The 231-nt window shown below is 70.6% G+C and carries 1 pseudogene; it reads left to right on the forward strand.

Going from position 1 to position 231, the window contains the following annotated elements:
• Positions 1-231, forward strand: a pseudogene (locus tag R2R70_RS23555) (tRNA(Met) cytidine acetyltransferase); the annotation flags it as partial.

Here is a 231-nt window from a genome sequence, read left to right on the forward strand (position 1 = left end):
CGGCAGCTGTTCGGCCTGTTGGTGCAGGCGCATTACCGCACTACACCGGCGGACCTGCGCCAGCTGCTCGACACGCCGGGACTCACGCTGATGGCGATTCGTCAGCGCGATGCCACGACTGGGCGTGATGCCTGGCTGGGGGTGGTGGCCGCCGTCGAGGAGGGCGGCTTCCCGACGCCCTTGGCGCATGACATCTGGTGCGGCAAGCGGCGGCCGCGCGGGCATCTGCTG

The organism is Cobetia sp. SIMBA_158 (genome assembly GCF_046566945.1).
Classification (GTDB): Bacteria; Pseudomonadota; Gammaproteobacteria; order Pseudomonadales; family Halomonadaceae; genus Cobetia; species Cobetia amphilecti.